The organism is Desulfosporosinus orientis DSM 765, assembly GCF_000235605.1.
GTDB lineage: Bacteria > Bacillota > Desulfitobacteriia > Desulfitobacteriales > Desulfitobacteriaceae > Desulfosporosinus > Desulfosporosinus orientis.
In genome coordinates this window covers 5,422,210-5,439,498 of record NC_016584.1, presented here as the reverse complement: position 1 = coordinate 5,439,498, position 17,289 = coordinate 5,422,210, and the positions used below count along the sequence as shown (strand labels likewise).

The window sequence follows — 17,289 nt, the reverse complement described above, 5'->3', positions numbered from 1 at the left end:
GAAATGATTTCCTGAGCCTGCTCCTTGGCTATAATGCAGTCTTCATAGGTAAATGTCTTGAAGTCATCATAGTCCGCATTAGACCGTAGGCGAAATAACGATTCTTCTATCGTCACTTTCAACTAAAATCAAAATATCAATATCTGATTCAGTAGTATCCGTACCCTTAGCAACGGATCCAAATAGTCTTATATCTTTTACTTTCTTTGATAAACTGCCCGACCCCAGAGACTCTTTTTTGTTCACTATCATTAATAAACCGCTGAGTAAGGGTTTTTTCTCCACTTTATGGCAATACTACCTTAGAGAGATTGCTAGGAGGGAATGTAGTGCATGAATGGACTCAGCGGAATAGTTATGGTCGTTCAGCTAGTATTTGCTGTTGTGATTGGGCTTTATTTTTGGGGAATGCTCAAATCCCAGCAGGGAAATAAAATCTCAGTTGAACGAGAATCCCGTAAGGAGCTGGAAAAACTTCAAACCATGCGAAAAATCGCTTTGAGCACCCCTTTATCCGAAAAGACCCGGCCGGTCCATTTCGATGAGATTATTGGCCAAAAAGAGGGAATCAAAGCTTTACGAGCTGCTTTATGCGGTCCCAACCCGCAACATGTCTTGATCTATGGCCCGCCTGGGGTAGGCAAAACCGCCGCGGCTCGCCTGATTTTAGAAGAAGCCAAAAAAAATCCCCTGTCCCCCTTTAAAGAAAGCGCTCACTTTACAGAAATCGATGGGGCAACTGCGCGGTTTGATGAACGGGGAATTGCCGATCCATTGATTGGGTCTGTTCACGATCCCATTTATCAAGGAGCAGGAGCCATGGGCATGGCTGGAATTCCTCAGCCAAAACAAGGCGCCGTAACCAAAGCCCACGGCGGAATTCTCTTTATTGATGAAATCGGTGAACTTCATCCTATTCAAATTAACAAGCTCCTGAAGGTTTTAGAAGATCGCAAGGTGACTCTGGAGAGCGCCTACTATAGTTCTGAAGATTTTAATATTCCTCAGCATATCCATGATATTTTCCAAAACGGCCTGCCGGCAGATTTTCGCCTTGTCGGGGCCACTACTCGCAGTCCGGATCAAATCCCGCCGGCCATCCGTTCCAGGTGCATGGAGGTATATTTCCGAGCTTTGCTACCCGATGAAATCGCTGAAATAGCCAAAGTCGCAGCAGGCAAGATGGAAATCCCCATGACCCCAGCAGCTCTGGATGTTATCAAACAGTTTGCAACCAATGGCCGTGAAACGGTAAACATGGTACAACTCGCCGCCGGAGTAGCCTTGACAGATGGATTGTCGGAAGTCAATGTGGAAATTGTGGAGTGGGTCGTGGCAACAGGACAATATACTCCTCGTCCGGATAAAAAAGTACCTGTAGAGCCAAGTGTTGGCCTGGTGAACGGACTAGCTGTTTACGGACCAAATATGGGCAGACTTTTGGAGCTGGAGGTAACGGCTCTTCCTGTCGCACCAGGTACCGGGGAACTGCTTGTGACGGGAATTGTGGAGGAAGAAGAACAAGGAGATGCCGGTAAAAAATATCGCCGCAAAAGTACGGCCCGAAGTTCTGTGGAAAACGTCTTAACGGTTTTGCGGCGGCAAATGGGAATCGAGCCCAAAAATTATGACCTACATGTCAACTTTCCCGGCGGCGGGCCTGTGGACGGGCCATCAGCGGGAATTGCCATTGCCACTGCTACCATCTCAGCTATTCGCCAGCAAAAGGTGGATAATTATCTGGCCATGACCGGCGAACTATCCATTCGCGGCCGGGTGAAACCGATCGGAGGGGTTGCCGCCAAGATCGAAGCTGCCAAGCAAGCAGGCTGCAAGCGGGTTTTAATTCCTAAAGAGAATTGGCAGGAACGATTTCATGAGTTAAAAGATGAGATTGAAATCATTACCGTAGAAGAACTTTCTCAAGTTTTGGAGCTGGCCTTAGTTCCAAACATAACCTTAGAAAAAGTGGAAACCAGGCCGCCTTTGGAAGAAGTATTGAGCCGTCTGGATTTTGGAGCCGTTAATAAAGCGGTAACAAACATTGTTGCAAATTTGCCTGATCAGGGTAAAACATGTTAGAATAGTTGAAGAATAAGTTTGGCACACTAGCTGTAGTGTGTCTTTTTTTCAAGAGTTTTCTAAAATGGGGGGATATAAGTGACAAAAGAGCGTGAACTACCATTACTCCCGTTACGTGGGATTCTTGTTTTTCCGTATATGGTTATCCATCTCGACGTTGGCCGGGAACGGTCAATGGCCGCCATTGAAAAAGCCATGCTTGATGATCGGATAATACTTTTGACCTCTCAAAAGGAGACAGAAATTGATTCGCCCAACCCTGATGATTTATATGAAATCGGGACCATTGCCGAAATTAAGCAGCTCTTAAAACTCCCCGGCGGCACTATGCGGATTTTAGTTGAAGGAATTACCCGTGGCCGCATTCTGGAATACTTGCAGGAAGATGAGTATTTTGAGGTGCGTATCGAAGAGCTGGCAGAGGAAAAGAGAGCTATGACACCGGAACTGGAAACTTTAATCCGGGGCATGACTCATCAGTTTGAGGAATATGCCAAGTTAGGCAAACGGGTGCCCTTAGAAACCATTGGTACAGTCTTAGCTGTGGAAGAGCCCGGCCGCTTGGCAGATATTGTGGCATCCCATCTTAACTTAAAAGTGCCTGATAAACAGACCATTTTAGAGGCCATGTCCATCGAACTGCGCTTAGAACGTTTGACAGAATTGATCATGCGGGAAATTGAGCTCCTGGAGTTAGAGCGGCGCATAGGACAAAGAGTGCGCAAGCAAATGGATAAAGCTCAAAAAGAGTATTATCTGCGGGAACAAATGAAGGCGATTCAGAAAGAGCTGGGAGATAAGGACGAGCGTCAAGCTGAAGCCGATGAATACCGGGAGAAAGTAGCAAAAGCGAAGCTGCCGAAAGAAGCTGAAGAAAAAGCCTTAAAAGAGATAGACCGTTTGGAAAAAATGCCTCCGGCTTCAGCAGAGGGCACGGTAGTTCGTACTTATTTGGATTGGTTATTGGTGCTGCCTTGGAACAAAACCACCAGAGACAAAATTGATTTAATTAAAGCCGAAGAAATCCTCAATGAGGACCACTACGGATTAGAAAAAGTCAAAGAGCGTATTCTTGAATTCTTAGCCATCCGCAAGCTGACTCCCAAAATGAAAAGCCCGATTTTATGTTTAGTAGGACCGCCGGGAGTAGGAAAAACATCCTTAGCAAAATCAATTTCACGATCCTTAAACCGCAAATTTGTGCGTATGTCCTTAGGCGGTTTGCGGGATGAAGCGGAAATCAGAGGACATCGCCGTACTTACATCGGGGCCTTGCCTGGCAGGATTATTCAAGGGGTTCGTACAGCAGGAACCAAAAATTCTGTTTTCCTTCTCGATGAAATTGACAAAATGACCTCGGATTTTCGCGGGGATCCGGCATCCGCGCTGTTGGAAGTTCTCGATCCCGAACAAAACAGCACCTTCACGGATCATTATTTAGAACTCCCCTTTGATTTATCTCAGACCTTATTTGTACTGACAGCTAACACCTTGCACACCATTCCTCGTCCCCTCTTAGACCGGATGGAAGTCATAACCCTCAGCGGCTATACAGAGGATGAAAAGGTCAATATCGCCAGCAAATACCTGGTGCCTAAACAGTTGGAGGCCCATGGGCTCAGCAAGGAAGTCTTTACCCTGGAGGATGACATCTTACTCAAACTGGTTCAGGGCTATACCAGAGAATCAGGAGTGCGGGGACTGGAGAGACAAGTTGCCAACCTCTGCCGTAAAATTGCTGTCCGCTGGGTAAAAGAAGAATGGGAACCCCATACCTTAACAGCTGAGGACCTGGAGTCAACTTTGGGAGCTCCTCGTTATCATTTCCAAACAGCTGCCAAAGCGCCTGAAATCGGGGCAGTAACCGGACTGGCCTTTACGGAAGTAGGCGGGGTCGTTCTCACAGTAGAAGTAACCCCCCTGCCGGGAAAAGGCAGACTGACCTTAACAGGTCAATTAGGGGATGTCATGAAGGAATCCGCTCAAGCAGCCTGGACCTTTATCAGGGCCTACGCTTCTCAGCTGGGTATTGAAGAAGATTTTTATGACCGAACGGACCTGCACATTCATGTTCCTGAAGGTGCTACTCCGAAAGATGGACCTTCGGCAGGGATTACCATGGCCACGGCCATGGCCTCGGCCATCGCCAAGCGTTATGTCCGCTCTGATCTGGCCATGACCGGGGAGATCACCTTGCGCGGGAATGTACTGCCCATTGGCGGAGTCAAGGAAAAGGTATTAGCGGCTCACCGGGCTGGAATCAAAGTAGTGGTACTCCCAGAGGAAAACCGCAAGGACTTTGAAGAAATCCCTGAAAATGTCCGCAAAGTCTTGGAGTTCCATTTCGTCAGCCGCATTGAAGAAGTGCTTAAACTAGCCCTTTTACCCATTGCGCACTCAGATAAAGTTCAGGAAGATGTTCCAGTCCATTCCGTCTACTCACCAAGCGGAATTCAGGATTCGGATCCCGGGCAGGACGAACGGACAACAACTTGCTAAAGATCGAAAGAGATAACCAGGCGAGAGGGCAGCCGGCGGAGCCAACCCAAGCTGTCCTCTTGCGTCTCTTCTGCATTGAAAAAACCATCCTGATAGGGGCCGGTCTTCTATCTGGCTCTGGGGCGGAGCGCTTTTACAGCACGCGTCTGCGAGTTCCGCCGCTGCCTCGCTGGACGGTTCGCGAGCGCGTCCGAACCTCTGGGTATTCCTGCATGTGAACCTGCGGCGCGCTACGGGGACGCGAACCGTCGGCGCTCGCCTTACCGTGGCTCCACTAACGCATCCGCTTAGCTGAAAAAGCGCTCCTTCTGCAGTTTATTGGGAGCGGAAGCTGAACTTTGGGGGGCTCGGGTTAGGTTTCGCGGAATCTCTGAAAAAGACTCAAAACCACGCATCAAAAGAATCCGTGGACCCAAAAGCAAAGGGCAGCTTCGTCCACAGGAGTGAACCCATTGCATGGAGAGGCGGTAAAGCCCACAAAGCTGGCGAGGGTTAGCGGAGCCAGTGGTTCACTTCAGGTATTACCCGGAGGTTTGGTGTAGCTCCCTCGCTGGCGAGTGGGCGAGCCTCGGAATGCTGGGTAAGCGGATGTGGCGAAGCTGCCCGACCCCGGGAGCCCTCATCTTCATCATCTGCAGGTGCTGAGACGCGGCATGGCAGGTTATTCTGATAATACCAAAGAACATACTAAAGGATCCATAGGCCTAGATTGAAAGGAAGAGAAAATTGATTGTTGTAAAAAAGGCAGAGTATACAGCTTCTGCGGTAAAATATGAGCAGTATCCTACGGATGGTTTGCCGGAAATAGCCATGGCCGGGCGATCCAACGTAGGCAAGTCCTCCTTGATTAATAGTTTTTTAGGCCGCCGAAATCTTGCCCGCACAGGAAATACCCCGGGAAAAACCCAAACCTTAAATTTTTATAGGGTTAATGATGCTTGGTTTTTAGTGGACTTGCCGGGCTATGGTTATGCCAAAGTTGCTAAGACCGTTAATGCCCAGTGGGGACCCATGATGGAGAATTACCTTAAAAAGCGCGAACAACTGCGGGCAGTTATTCAAATCGTAGATATCCGGCATGCTCCAAGTGTGGAGGACCGGGAAATGCATGAATGGCTGCGGGTTAAGCAGGTACCAACCATGGTGGTGGCAACGAAAGCCGACAAAATCGCCCGTGGACAGTGGCTTAAACATTTAAAAGTGATAGCCAAGGATTTGGAAATCCCCGATGTATCCTTGATCCTCCCTTTCTCCTCCCAGTCTGGTGTTGGTAAAAAAGAACTGAATGAGGCCATTGAAGAAATTCTAGGGATAGAAGAAGTGTAGAAGCCGGGAATTCAATTTGTGAATTCCCGGCTTGTTTTATCATAAAACAATCTCACTCTCGTATAGTTATAATGTGAGATTTTATCTCATCAATGGGGAAGTGGGGAGACCCTCGGCAGTGAAGGAAGGGGGGGATCAATTGAGGGATATTGGCTTACTGATCATAAGTTTAGGGATCATATTAATCGGTGCAGAAGCCTTTACCAACGGAATTGAGTGGCTGGGAAAACGCCTTAAGCTTGGCGACGGGGCTGTTGGGAGTATTTTTGCAGCCGTCGGAACAGCTTTGCCTGAGACCATGGTTCCCATCATGGCTATTTTAGGCGGAGGAGTGGGAACCGAGGGGGCGGACATTGGCATAGGAGCCATTCTTGGCGCTCCCTTTATGTTAGCAACGGTGGCTTTTTTTATTACGGGTTTTTCGGCCCTTTTGTTCCGTCGCAAGAACCGGCCGCTGTATTTGGAGGCCAAAGTCGTAAAGCGTGATTTAATGTTTTTCCTGATTGTTTATACCATGGCCATTCTGGCATCCTTCTTACCCACGCAAGGGGCTAAGAACGGAGTGGCCGTAGCACTGGTTGGAGCTTATATGATCTATGTCTATCAAACTTTGCGTGATTGCAAAGATGACTGCAAACACGAACAAATAGCCCCCCTCTACATGGAGAGGCGAAGGAGCAGCCCGACCATGGGCATGATTTTGCTGCAAATTACCCTGGCTTTAGTGGCAATTATCGTCGGGGCAGATCGTTTCGTCAATGCCGTACAGCCTATTGCCGTGGCCATAGGCATTCCGGTGTTTGTACTTTCCTTAATTATCACGCCCATAGCCACAGAGTTACCGGAAAAATTTAACAGTGTACTTTGGATTCGGAAAGGCAAGGATACCTTAGCCATGGGAAATTTAACAGGGGCTATGGTATTTCAAAGTTCTGTCATCCCAGCCATCGGCATAGCCCTTACCTCCTGGAAACTGGATTTCTTAGCCTTATGGAGCGCGCTCTTAGCTATAGGAGCGGCGATGATACCTTACATTTCCTTGCGGCGCCGGGGGGGAATCCTGCCAACCACGTTGCTCATGGGAGGCGTATTTTATTTCATCTTTATTGTGACAGTTGTTCGTGTTTCGATCCACTAAATTCGGCAATCAGCATACCGATAAGAACTAAGGCTGCACCAAAATAACCTTTGGCAGTTAAGAGTTCACCGGCCAGGAAAAAGGCTGAAACGGCAGCGAAAACCGGCTCCATTGAAAAAATAAGAGCTGTATGGGTAGGGGTTGTAAACTGCTGCATTTTGGACTGAACAAAGAACGCCAGTGACGTCGCCGGTATAGCCGTAACCAACAAAGCGTACCAGGCAGTGGAGCTGAAGTAGATGGTTGGCTGAGGTAAAAGCAGGGAAGCAAAACCGCTGAGAAGGCTCACCGTGAGAATCTGAATGCTGGCTAAGACTGTGGCATTGGCCTGAGGTGCATAACGCCCCACGAAAAAAATCTGCAGTGCAAAGCTGATGGCGCAAATAAGAATCATCAGGTCACCATTATTGAGCTGAAAGCCGTTCCCTAAAGAGAGGAATCCCAGTCCGGCTAAGGCACACAGGACACCCAGTAGTAAACTGCGGCTGGGTAGTTTGCGTGTAGTGGCAGCGACTAAAGCGGGGACGATAACAACGCTAAGTCCGGTTATAAAACCGGCATTTGAGGAGGTCGTATATTGCAAGCCGATGGTTTGCCAGGCATAGCCGGAAAAGAGAAAGATCCCTGTAGCTGCTCCTTGGAGTATAGAAGTCTTATTGAGGTGGGCTTTTTGGAACCAGAGGAATGGTAATAAACTCACAAAGGCTAAGGCAAAGCGGACTGCTAAAAAAGGAAAAGGCGGAAGGTCTGCGATAGCCCATTTGACAATGACAAAGGTTGATCCCCAGACGAAGGTGACTAAAAGTAAGGAAAGATCCGCCCAGTGGCTTTTGTTTAGCTTCAATGTGATTACCTCTCTTCAACGAATCATAAATATAGGTCGCTGCGTAAAGTACGCAACGACCTTTTCTGTTCTTGTACAGAATGCCTGGTTGTAGCTCTGAATTACGGTACCTCTAGTATAATGGATCAAAATCTGCCTGAAAAGAGGTAATTTCTTAACCTCTCCCCCCTTCATGGGGTCCGGGCATCGGAATTATTGGTTCTGGTTCGTCAACAGGGGTGTAGATTGGAGGGGGTGAGCAAGGTGGCGGCAGCGGCGGAGAAAATTCACTGCAGAATTGCTGCTTCGCTTCACAGAACATATGGTAGTGGCGTTCTTCGTCAGCGGCCATTTCTGTCAGGATACACTGAATTTCCGGGATGGGTATTTTTTCAGCCAGTTCAAGATATTCCCGGTGATCCTTAGCTTCATTCTCAATATTAGAGTTCAGAAGGGTGCACAGGTCGGAGGTGTAATCAACAAAACGAGACCTCCAATCAATCCAGTGTCCTCTGCTTAAGGCCCCGTATTTGGGGTCAACTCCTAAATACCGCAAAGCCAAAGCGAGTTTTTCCAAGTGACGCATTTCATCATAAGCGATAGGACGCAGCAAGGCGTCGAATTCCGGACGGTCTAAAATAACGGCCTGATAAAGGTAAGTAGTGATAGCTGTCAATTCCGAATCCTTTCCTGCATAGGCCTCATAAAGCCATGCGGCATATGTATAGGTAGGTTCGGGAATTTGAACAGGTGCCGGTCCGGGAACGGGTACATAGCCGTCTTGAATAGGAAGAAGCAAAACTTGGCCTGCGTAGATGCGATCAGGATGCTTTAATTGGTTAAGATGAATGATCTCCGCCATTTCGAGATTGTGAGCCTTGGCGATTTTATAGATTGTATCTCCAGGATTCACAATATATCGTGCGTAATCCATTAGGACTCCTCCTTTACTATGTCGTTAGCACACTATATTCGGGGGGATAGAAACATGACAATGGATAATAATGGGTAATTCATGGAATGTATTGGACGAGTTCAACGTAGGTATGTAATAAGACAGTGTAAAAGGACCTCAGCAATATTCAGGAAAGGAGGATAAAGGTGTGGGATCCAATATCTTGAAGGGAATTACGGCGTCCTTGTTAGTAACGTTTTTGACTCTTTTGGCAGGTGTTATATGGAGCGCAATGGGTTTGGGAGGCTTAAGCATCTCACAGCTATTAGATGTAGGGCTAATCGTAAGTTGTTTAGTAGGAGGGTATCGCACAGCCAAAGCAAGCGGATCATGGCTCATGGCCGGGACCGCCGGAGCTGGTTATGTGACTGTCGGAACTCTTTTGCTGGCCTTGTTTTTGCCCATACGAGGATTAGGGTTTATCCAAGTTCTTGGCGAAGGGATATTGATCAGCTTAGTGGCCGGAGCCTTTGGCGCAGGGAAAAAGAGATATGTTTCTGGTTCATGGGGTGGAGGTAGAAGCCGGTATTATACCCCATCCTATGCAGGTTACGGCCATGATGAGGGCATCAATAATGACTTTGAATGGGACACCGGGGATGACTATGAACCCAGGATAAACTCTGTAAAGTCAAGTTGGATTGACAGCTCAGAGGATGATGATAGGATGATTCAGGAAGTCAAAGGGTGTTCGGAGAAAGAGGAGAGAATTGAATGGCCCTGGGATAGAGACAATGACAATAAAGTCATGACCAGGAATTCGCAGTCCATAAGCAATGATTTAGTGATCTGGGAGCAAAGGGAGGAAAAAGCAAAGCCCTGGTGGGAAGAATGAGTGGCTCTAAGGTTAAAAAATTTAAAGAATAGCAGGATTTTGGGGTAATGTATGAGAATAGTTGAATTTAGGGAGATTAATGTAGAAATAACGAAGGAGGATTTACCGTGAACTTTCTTGAATTGGCTCAGACCCGCCGAAGTTTAAGAACTTATCAGGATAAACCGGTGGAAAAAGAAAAGCTGGAATATGTATTAGAGTGTGCTAGGTTAGCACCGTCCTGGAAAAATATGCAGTGCTGGCGTTTTATTGTTGTTAACGATGCAGCAGGTAGGGCGGCCATGGCCGAAAGCATGGGAGAAAGCAATCCTGGGCGCAAAGCCTTGACTTCGGCTCCCATTGTCATCGTCCTCTGTGCTGTGCCTAAAGAATCCGAAGTATGGGAAGGCAAAGACAATATGATGCTGGATGCCGGACTGGCCATGGAACATTTGATTTTGGCAGCCACAGAGCAGGGATTGGGCACCTGTTGGCAGGGATTATTTACGGAAGAGAAAGTACGTACCGCTTTAAATATTCCGGAGGATGTCCGAGTAGTGGCCATGACTCCCTTGGGTTATGCCGCGGAGGAACGCCGTCCCCGTCCTCGCAAAGCCATGTCCGAGATCGCTTTCCACGGCAAGTGGGGCCAGGCGTAAAAATTTCAGAGTATCACTTCTTGCACATTGGATATTTTAACAAAAGGGGGGGCCGCGCTCTACGAACTTTAGTTCGTTTTGCACGGCCCCTGATTTTATTTGTCTCCCAATTATAGGGTGAGCTTATTATTCTTGAGCGGCATTGACATTAGCAACCATTGCTTGAATTTCTTCCGTGGAATCCAGGGCTTGGTCTTCGGCTGCGGAGATGGCAGCTTGATAAGCTTCTAAATTGGCTTCCATAACGTCTGCTTCATTGACTCCGGCAAGGATAAGATCCTGAGTGCCAATTTCTGAAGCATCACCATCCAGGGCGATTCCGTCGATTTTGGCGATAGCGGTTGCTTGTGCAGCAGTGGCTTGAGCGGCATTGACGTCAGCAACCATAGCTTGAATCTCTTCCGTAGAATCCAGGGCTTGATCCTCAGCGGCAGAGATTTCATCCCGATAGGCATCCAGGTTGGCTTCGATAACATCATCAGCGTTTACCCCGGCAGCAATGAGATCCTGAGCGGTGATCTCTGAAGCATCAGCGTCTTGGGCAATCCCGTCAATTTTAGCCAGAGCGGCTTCCTTGGCGGCAGCTGCCTCGAGGACGGCATTCACGCCAGACACCATCTGCTGGATTTTTTCTGTGGAATTAAGAGCGGAGTCTTCCACAGCAGCAATGACAGTTTGGTATGCTTCTAAGTTGGCTTCGATAACATCGCTGGCGGTCACCCCGGCAGCGATGAGATCTTCAGCAGTGATCTCTGAAGCGTCGCCATCTTTAGCGACTCCGTCGATTTTGGCGATAGCAGATGCTTTGGCGGCGGCTGCAGCCTGAGCGTCGACTAAGTCTTGCAGAACACTGTCCGGAACAACAGCCGTTCCGCCCAGAGCGGTTACCACACTATCAGGAGACAGCTTGCTGCCCACATAGGCGGTGCCTTCATTACTTGCTCCGTTGGTCAGAACGATACCGGCATTGGATTGAGCGGCCAGAGGTGCTCCTGCTAAAGCGTCAATGGCAGTTTGGCCATTAGCTATGAAGACATTATCATACTCTAAAACATTGTCAAAGGCCTTGAGAACTTCCAGGTTTGTATCATAAGCAGTGTTTCCGTAATAACGAGCTGCATCGGGGAATTCAGCAGCCACATCATCGCTAATCACGGCGGTACCCCCGATAACATCTGTGGAAACAACACTTTCATTGTCTGCTAAAAACTTCTGAACACTTTCCGGGATGGAGTTGGCTTCCGTTAAAAGAATAGGCTCTGTTTGGGCGGAAGCGATAGAAGCAATAGAGAGGGCATCTTGATTCAACCAGCCATAAGCAACAGCCACTTTGTCGATTGAAGCGCCAAGTTCAACCATTTTCTTAGCAATATTAACAGAGGTTTCAAAGCGGTCGGCTCCGCCTAGGGGAACAACGGTAATATCCATAGCTTCCAGTTCATCTAAAACCGATTGGCTGATGACGGCAGTGCCGCTGGTAACATAGACGGTCTTAACCTCAAGTTTCGTGAGCTCATCTTTCGTATCTTTATTAAGTGATGCCCCGGGCCCTTGCAGCAAGATGGGAGCTTTAAGGAATGAAGCAAGGGGGCCTGACGTTAAGGCATCAACCATACCGTAGGAGGCAGAGGAAGCAAGAATAGCAGTGCCTGTCCAGCCGGTTTGTTCTGCTATAGCGACAGCAGTTTGAGCTGCGTCGACGCCTGCTAAGCGATGGGAAACGGTATCGGCTGCCAATGCGTTAAAAGGAAGGGCGCTTAGAGTCATTCCTGCAATAACGAGAGAAGCAAACGCCTTTTTGGTCATTTTCATTGATAAAAGGTCCTCCTTGTTTTTGAGAAAGTGTTTTTGAACTTACCTGATAATACTTCGCTAAAATTTTAAAAAACCTTTTTTTTCAAATGGTGATTCACTTCCATTTGAGGAAACAATGAGCAGAAAAGTCATTTGAATATTATTCATTGAGAAGTGTAGACTAAGTATTAATCACTATGTGTTGCTGTGAAATTTAAAGGTGGGAGATTGAATCTTGGTGTTAGAGAGCGCCCTGTATATCGTAATGCTTTCCATGATAGGTACACTAATAGCCTTAGGCGTGATTTTGTGTATCGTTTATTTTGTTGGCAAGGGTGTGTTTCGCTCAGTTGTCCAACGGCTTTTCGGATTAGTTTTAGAACGGCTGCTTAGGGATAAGTATTCCGAAAACCTTATGGAGCTTTGGAGTGCCGTAAGCCGTACGTCCGTAAAAAATATCCTGGAAATCAGTTTGCGGGCAGAACATGGCAAACTCATTCAAAGACCTTTGGGTTCGTCGAAACCTCAGCCCCATTATGATATGCTGATGTTTGTTCCCGCCCAAATGGCACGTCTGCCTAAGGAAGCAAGTACTCCCATTGATATGAAGGTGACTCTGGGAGCCAAGGCGGAAAAGCCTCTGCAAATCGAAATACCCTTAATGATATCGGGAATGGGCTATGGGGTGGGCTTAAGTGAAGAGGCAAAAAAAGCTTTGGCAAGAGCGGCAAAAGAAGTGGGAACGGCCACGAATTCCGGAGAAGGTCCCTTTTTGCAAGAGGAACGTGATGAAGCAGGCAAGTATATATGGCAGATCAGCAGGAGTTCCTGGGGGCACAATCCTCAGGCTATTGCCGCAGCAGACATGCTGGAAGTTCAGATGGGCCAAGGGGCAAGAATGGGGCCTTTTACGGTGGAACCCTATGCGGTAAAAGGAAAGGCTCAAAAGTTAATGGGTATATCTCCCGTGGAAACCGTGGTCACCAATGCTAACATTCCGGGAATTAATACTCCCTGGGACTGGCCTAAATATGTCTCAGACTTACGTTCAGAGGCTGCAGGAAAACCTATTGGGATTAAGATGATAGCCACAGGGGGATTGGAAAGAGATTTAGCCGTCTGTTTGGAAGCAGATTTTGATGTCATCGTGATCGGAGGATCTCAAGGCGGTGCCTCCGGTTCATCACCCTTGATTTGCGACGATTTAGGAATACCTAGCTTGCTGGCTTTAATACGGGCAGAACGCTTTTTGCGGGAGCAGGGTGCCCGCAAAGAGGTGAGTTTAGTGGTTGCCGGAGGATACGCAACCCCGGCAGAGTGCTTAAAAGCTATTGCCCTGGGTGCCGATGCCGTCTATTTGGGGACGGTTCCTTTGTTTGCCCTGGTTCATAATCAGATCCATAAAATACTTCCCTGGGAACCGCTAACCCAATTGGTTTGGTACGATTCCCCTTACAAGCACCGGTTGGACATTCCCTTAGCCAGCAAAAGTGTCGCCAATGTCCTCAAATCCATGGCTTTGGAAATGGAAGAGGGGGTAAGGGCTCTGGGCAAAACGGCCTTATCGGAACTTGGCCCTAATGATTTAGTTGCCTTAGATGAATGGACGGCCAAAGTGACTGGGGTTCAGCGTGCTTATCCCTGGCAGGATGAAGAGTTATTTTGACAAGAAAATCTCAGTGAGTATTTTTGACAACAGCAATCTTGCCGAGTATAATAAATTCGGAATAAAGCGAAATAATGAAGTCAAACCCTAAGAATGTGAGGAATAGTGTAAATTACCGTCCAGAGAGAAAGGCCATAGCTGGAAGGCTTTTTCGGGAAAACACTAAAGGTCGCGCAGGAGGGGCAGAGAAGAACAGAGTATTCTCTGACGGAAAAAACCCGTTATTGTTTAACAAGCGCTGAGAAAGGCTGTGTTTCTCAGAATAAAGGTGGTACCACGGAAGCTTTTCGTCCTTTGCATGGATGAGGGGCTTTTTTTGTACTATCAGAAAGTATAAACTTGCGTTATATACTTTCTAAGCATAAGTGCAACTAGGCAGCCGCCTGCGCCGGAGGCTTGGAGCCAGCCAAGTTTTCTTTACACTCATTGACGGGGAGCGACGAGGGTTGCCAGACAGAATCCCAGGGCAAACTATAGTAAGAAAATCGGCTTAGTTTACCTAATAAAGTAGTTTACATAGGCGAAAGGAGTCTTAATATATGGATGATATTAATGCAAAAACAGACAAGTTAGAGATGGCTAAGACCTATGATTCCAGCATCGTGGAAGGGAAATGGTATCAGTATTGGGAGGACAATAAGTTCTTTCATGAAGAAGTGGACAAAGATAAACAGCCCTTCAGCATTGTCATGCCGCCGCCTAATGTTACCGGGGCCCTGCACCTGGGTCATGCCATGGATAGTACTATTCAGGACATAGTAACCCGCTTTAAGAGGATGCAGGGATATAATACTCTCTGGGTTCCGGGCACGGACCATGCCGGGATTGCCACTCAGGCCAAGGTAGAAGCTCAGATTGCCAAGGAAGGCACCAATCGCCATGAACTGGGCCGGGAAAAATTCCTGGAGCGGGTTTGGGATTGGAAACACCAGTATGGCGGCCGGATTACCCAGCAGCTCCGCCGCTTAGGTTCTTCCTGTGATTGGGAACGGGAGCGGTTTACCATGGATGAAGGCTGTTCCCGTGCTGTGCGGGAGGCCTTTGTGGACCTGTATGATAAAGGGCTGATTTACCGGGGAAATTATATCGTCAACTGGTGCCCTAAATGTCATACCACCATTTCAGATATTGAAGTTGAACATAATGACCGGGACGGCAATCTCTATCACTTAAGCTATCCGGTTAAAGACAGTGAGGAAACCCTGGTGGTAGCCACCACCCGTCCGGAAACCATGCTGGGTGATACGGCAGTGGCGGTGCATCCCGAGGATGAGCGCTACCGGCATTTGATCGGCAAAACCTTGATCCTGCCTTTAGTGAACCGGGAAATACCTATTATCGCCGATGAATATGTAGACCGGGAGTTTGGTACAGGTGCTGTGAAAATTACGCCGGCTCATGATCCCAATGACTTTGAAGTCGGACTTAGACATCATTTGCCCCAGGTCATCGTTATGGATAAAGAAGCAAAAATGAATGAAAATGCCGGTAAATATCAAGGTATGGACCGTTTTGAAGCCCGCAAAGCCGTGGTTGAGGATTTGAAAAACCTGGGCGTACTGCTGAAAATTGATGCCCATGCTCATGCTGTGGGAGAGTGTTATCGCTGCTCCACCATTATCGAGCCCATGGTCAGCAAACAATGGTTTGTGAAAATGGAGCCCTTGGCCAAACCGGCTATTGAGGTTGTGCGGGACGGCCGTCTGGAATTTGTACCCGAGCGGTTTGACAAGATTTATCTAGGCTGGATGGAAAATATCCGGGATTGGTGTATTTCCCGGCAGCTTTGGTGGGGACACCGTATTCCCGTTTGGTACTGTGAAAAGTGCGGCGCAGAAGTCTGTGCCAAAGAGGATCCCACCAGCTGTCCCACTTGCGGGTCCACTCAGCTTAGTCAAGATCCTGACGTTTTAGATACCTGGTTTTCCTCCGGACTTTGGCCCTTTTCCACCTTGGGCTGGCCTGAAGCAACCCCGGAACTGGAACAGTTTTATCCCACATCCGTGTTAGTCACCGGCCGGGATATCATCTTCTTCTGGGTGGCCAGGATGATCTTTATGGCCATGGAATTCAAGAAAGAAGTGCCTTTCAGGAAAGTCATGATTCACGGCCTGGTCTTGGATTCTCAAGGCCGGAAAATGAGCAAATCCCTGGGCAACGGTGTGGATCCCATTGAAGTTATCGATAACTATGGAGCAGATACCCTGCGGTTTATGCTCATCACCGGCAATACACCGGGGAACGACCTGCGTTTTCACCCCGAGCGGCTGGAAGCTACCCGAAACTTCTCCAATAAGATTTGGAATGCATCCCGTTATGTGCTCTTAAATCTGGAAGACTATGAAGCAGGCCCCCGGGGAGACTTGGCCCTGGCCGATCGCTGGATATTAGACCGCTACGCCGCCACCGTTGAAGGTGTAACCAGTGCTCTGGAAAAATACGATCTTGGCGAAGCCGGCAGACTCCTTTACGAATTCATCTGGAATGAATACTGTGACTGGTATATCGAACTGACCAAACCCCGCCTTTACAATAAAGAAGACAAAGCAGCCAGACACACGGCTCAATCCGTGCTTCTGGAAGTTTTGGAAGGAACCATGCGCCTGCTGCACCCCTTTATGCCCTTCTTGACAGAAGAAATATGGCAGAACTTCCCCGGATCCGGCAAAAGCATTATGATGCAGCCTTGGCCGGAAGTACCGGCCTACAGAGACGCTGCGGCTGAGAAAAATATGACCCTGCTCATGGATGCCATTAAAGCCATCCGCAATATCCGGGCAGAAATGAAAGTAGCCCCCGGGCAAAAAGTAGAAATCATCATCCTCGCCCCTGACCCAGGTCAGCGGGAGGTACTGGAATCCGGCCAAGGGGACATCCTGAAATTAGCCGGAGGAGCCAGCATTCAGCTCCATGCAGCCCTGGCAGAGAAACCAACCCAATCAGCCAGTGCAGTCTTAGAAGGCGTGGAAATCTACCTGCCCTTAAAAGGCATGATGGACCTGGGCAAAGAAATCGCCCGCTTAGAAAAGGAAATCGGGGCTGTAATTCAGGACAAAGAAGCCTTAGAGAAAAAACTAAGCAACCCCGGATTTACCGGCAAAGCCCCTGCAGCCGTGGTAGCCAAAGAACGAGAGCGGCTGGAAGGCCTACTAGCCCGCAAAGAGGCCCTGGAAGTACGTTTAAAAGAGTTAAAGGAAGACTAATCTTTTTACTAAGCAGAAATATAATTTCAAACATGCCGCTATAGCGGCATGAAAGATTAATCCGAAAAACCCTAAAAACATTCAAAGTAATCCATAGACCCGAAAGACAGGGCGGCTTCGGCCCACAGGAGCGAACCCATTGCATGGAGAGGCGATAAAAGCCCACAAGCCGGCGCGGGTTAGCGGAGCCAGTGGTTAACATCAGGTATTACCCAGAGGTTTGGCTCAGCTCCCGCGGCGGCGAGTGGGCAAGCCTCGGAATGCTGGGTAAGCGATGTGGGCGAAGCCGCCCGACCCGGAAGCGGACCCAATTTCATGAATTTATAACCT

12 protein-coding genes and 1 other annotated feature are annotated in these 17,289 nt (G+C 48.2%); of the genes, 8 read left to right on the top strand and 4 right to left on the bottom strand.

Going from position 1 to position 17,289, the window contains the following annotated elements; all coding sequences use genetic code 11:
• Window positions 1-78: 78 nt before the first annotated feature.
• On the bottom strand, window positions 79-252 hold the full coding sequence (locus DESOR_RS25195; protein WP_148265323.1) for a nucleotidyltransferase domain-containing protein: 174 nt from the start codon (window positions 250-252) through the stop codon (window positions 79-81).
• Window positions 253-333: 81 nt separating this feature from the next.
• Between DESOR_RS25195 and lonB the strand changes: the two genes are divergently transcribed.
• The 4 genes from lonB (at window position 334) to DESOR_RS25175 (ending at window position 7,045) form a co-directional block, all read left to right on the top strand.
• Window positions 334-2,082, top strand: coding sequence for an ATP-dependent protease LonB (gene lonB / locus DESOR_RS25190; protein ID WP_014187427.1), 1,749 nt, complete (start codon window positions 334-336; stop codon window positions 2,080-2,082).
• Between the two features lie 78 nt (window positions 2,083-2,160).
• Window positions 2,161-4,581, top strand: coding sequence for an endopeptidase La (gene lon / locus DESOR_RS25185; RefSeq protein WP_014187426.1), 2,421 nt, complete (start codon window positions 2,161-2,163; stop codon window positions 4,579-4,581).
• 726 nt (window positions 4,582-5,307) lie between these two features.
• A complete protein-coding gene (gene yihA / locus DESOR_RS25180; RefSeq protein ID WP_014187425.1) occupies window positions 5,308-5,907 on the top strand; it encodes a ribosome biogenesis GTP-binding protein YihA/YsxC in 600 nt (199 codons plus the stop codon).
• A gap of 139 nt (window positions 5,908-6,046) precedes the next feature.
• Window positions 6,047-7,045 (top strand): sodium:calcium antiporter, encoded by a 999-nt coding sequence (locus DESOR_RS25175; protein ID WP_042332768.1) that lies wholly within the window; start codon window positions 6,047-6,049, stop codon window positions 7,043-7,045.
• On the opposite strand, the gene DESOR_RS25170 is transcribed toward DESOR_RS25175, so the two are convergent.
• Together DESOR_RS25170 and DESOR_RS25165 are read right to left on the bottom strand one after the other, a co-directional pair.
• Window positions 7,011-7,889, bottom strand: coding sequence for a DMT family transporter (locus tag DESOR_RS25170; RefSeq protein ID WP_014187423.1), 879 nt, complete (start codon window positions 7,887-7,889; stop codon window positions 7,011-7,013). The genes DESOR_RS25175 and DESOR_RS25170 overlap by 35 nt on opposite strands.
• 154 nt (window positions 7,890-8,043) lie before the next feature.
• On the bottom strand, window positions 8,044-8,802 hold the full coding sequence (locus tag DESOR_RS25165) for a LysM peptidoglycan-binding domain-containing protein (protein ID WP_014187422.1): 759 nt from the start codon (window positions 8,800-8,802) through the stop codon (window positions 8,044-8,046).
• A 169-nt stretch (window positions 8,803-8,971) separates the two neighbouring features.
• Here DESOR_RS25165 and DESOR_RS25160 point away from each other — a divergent pair, with 169 nt between their 5' ends.
• On the top strand, window positions 8,972-9,658 hold the full coding sequence (locus tag DESOR_RS25160) for a TIGR04086 family membrane protein (protein WP_014187421.1): 687 nt from the start codon (window positions 8,972-8,974) through the stop codon (window positions 9,656-9,658).
• Window positions 9,659-9,765: 107 nt separating this feature from the next.
• Window positions 9,766-10,296, top strand: a complete 531-nt coding sequence (locus tag DESOR_RS25155) for a nitroreductase family protein (protein WP_014187420.1) — start codon at window positions 9,766-9,768, stop codon at window positions 10,294-10,296.
• Between the two features lie 126 nt (window positions 10,297-10,422).
• On the opposite strand, the gene DESOR_RS30895 is transcribed toward DESOR_RS25155, so the two are convergent.
• Window positions 10,423-12,108: a cell wall-binding repeat-containing protein gene (locus DESOR_RS30895; protein ID WP_014187419.1), complete on the bottom strand. Its 1,686-nt coding sequence runs from the start codon at window positions 12,106-12,108 to the stop codon at window positions 10,423-10,425.
• A 256-nt stretch (window positions 12,109-12,364) separates the two neighbouring features.
• Between DESOR_RS30895 and DESOR_RS25145 the strand changes: the two genes are divergently transcribed.
• Window positions 12,365-13,756, top strand: coding sequence for an FMN-binding glutamate synthase family protein (locus DESOR_RS25145; RefSeq protein ID WP_427854255.1), 1,392 nt, complete (start codon window positions 12,365-12,367; stop codon window positions 13,754-13,756).
• A gap of 80 nt (window positions 13,757-13,836) precedes the next feature.
• Window positions 13,837-14,054 (top strand) — a binding site (T-box leader).
• Window positions 14,055-14,295: 241 nt separating this feature from the next.
• Entirely contained in the window at window positions 14,296-16,959 is a 2,664-nt protein-coding gene (locus tag DESOR_RS25140) for a valine--tRNA ligase (RefSeq protein ID WP_014187417.1), read from the top strand.
• The last annotated feature ends 330 nt before the right edge of the window (window positions 16,960-17,289 follow it).

What these genes read in the sequence shown, in the direction of transcription:
- DESOR_RS25195 (WP_148265323.1), bottom strand. Translation starts at nt 252, where the DNA reads ATGATAGTGAACAAAAAAGAGTCTCTGGGGTCGGGCAGTTTATCAAAG.
- lonB (WP_014187427.1), top strand. Translation starts at nt 334, where the DNA reads ATGAATGGACTCAGCGGAATAGTTATGGTCGTTCAGCTAGTATTTGCT.
- DESOR_RS25165 (WP_014187422.1), bottom strand. Translation starts at nt 8,802, where the DNA reads ATGGATTACGCACGATATATTGTGAATCCTGGAGATACAATCTATAAA.
- DESOR_RS30895 (WP_014187419.1), bottom strand. Translation starts at nt 12,108, where the DNA reads ATGAAAATGACCAAAAAGGCGTTTGCTTCTCTCGTTATTGCAGGAATG.
- DESOR_RS25145 (WP_427854255.1), top strand. Translation starts at nt 12,365, where the DNA reads ATGATAGGTACACTAATAGCCTTAGGCGTGATTTTGTGTATCGTTTAT.
- DESOR_RS25140 (WP_014187417.1), top strand. Translation starts at nt 14,296, where the DNA reads ATGGATGATATTAATGCAAAAACAGACAAGTTAGAGATGGCTAAGACC.